Source organism: Aeromicrobium phragmitis (assembly GCF_003674095.1).
In the GTDB taxonomy this organism is placed as follows: domain Bacteria; phylum Actinomycetota; class Actinomycetes; order Propionibacteriales; family Nocardioidaceae; genus Aeromicrobium; species Aeromicrobium phragmitis.
Genome location: NZ_RDBF01000021.1, coordinates 1 through 1,387, shown reverse-complemented (window position 1 = coordinate 1,387; position 1,387 = coordinate 1). Strand labels below are relative to the sequence as shown.

Annotated in this window: 1 protein-coding gene; it reads left to right on the top strand. The window is 36.8% G+C overall.

Annotation, left to right across the window (positions count from 1 at the left end):
* On the top strand, nt 1-1,275 hold a 1,275-nt coding region (locus D9V41_RS16025), incomplete at its 5' end, for an RNA-directed DNA polymerase (protein ID WP_133434224.1).
* Between the last annotated feature and the right edge of the window lie 112 nt (nt 1,276-1,387).

The following is a 1,387-nucleotide window of genomic DNA, read 5'->3' as shown; positions in this document are numbered from 1 at the left end:
CCAGTGAGCTTAACATCAGTGATCTGCAAGTTGTTAGAAAGGCTAATTAAAGATCACATGGTGGACTTCCTTATTAAACACAAATTGATAAACCCATCTCAACATGGGTTCCTAAAAGCAAGATCATGCTTAACAAATATGTTATGTTTTTTGGAAGACGTCACTAAGTGGGTAGACGAGGGTTCACCAGTAGATATTATCTACTTAGATTTTCAAAAAGCTTTTGACAAAGTTCCACACCAAAGATTACTGCTTAAATTAAAAGCCCATGGCATAGGTGAAGGTATCATTAACTGGATAGAAAAATGGCTGAATGATAGAAGACAACGGGTAGTAGTAGATGGGGAGCCTTCTAATTGGAAATCTGTTTTGAGTGGGGTACCACAAGGATCAGTATTGGGACCTTTATTATTCCTAGTATATATTAATGATTTGGATGATGACATAACAAGCAAGGTGCTGAAATTTGCAGATGATACAAAGGTGTTCAGAAAGGTTAAACATGATGGCGATAAACAGCGTTTACAGGACGATTTAGACAAGTTAATCAAATGGTCTGAAAAATGGCAGATGTTATTTAATTTTGGTAAATGTAAATGCCTCCACACTGGACATGGGAACAAAGATGTACACTATAAAATGGGGGGTACTGTTCTTAGCACTACCACAACAGAAAAGGACTTAGGGGTAATAATTAGTGCCGATATGAAGGTTTCAGAGCAGTGCGGAATTGCAGCATCAAAGGGAAATCAAATGCTTGGGTTAATTAGGAGAAATATAGCGTATAAGGAAAAAGAACTAATAATACCACTGTATAAAGCAATAGTTAGGCCTCATTTGGAATACTGTATACAAGCGTGGAGACCTTATCACAAGAAGGACATAGATATGCTAGAAAGAGTACAGAGGAGAGCAACTAAAATGATTACAGGACTGAGAGACCGTAGTTACATGGAACGCCTAAAAGAGTGTGGATTGACAACACTAGAGACCAGGAGATTAAGAGGAGATCAGATTGAAGTTTTCAAGATATTGAATGGTTACGAAAATATTGACAGAAGTATATTTTTTTCAATTAAGAAAGATCGAAGGACTAGAGGACATGAAGTGACATTAGTAAAGGACCAGTGTAGATTAGATATCAGAAAGTATTCATTTTCACAAAGGACTATAAATGAATGGAACAGATTATCTATTGATTGTGTGGGTGCTAATAGTGTGAATATGTTTAAAAACAACATCGACAAATACCTCAGAAGGGCGGGATATACATAGATAATAGCGGTTGGACTCTCGATAAGCCGGAGGCTTCCTTGTCCACTTGCCATCTAGAGTTATTCTCAGGTGGCAATCTTGTTAAATCTTGTTAAATCTTGTTAAATCTAAA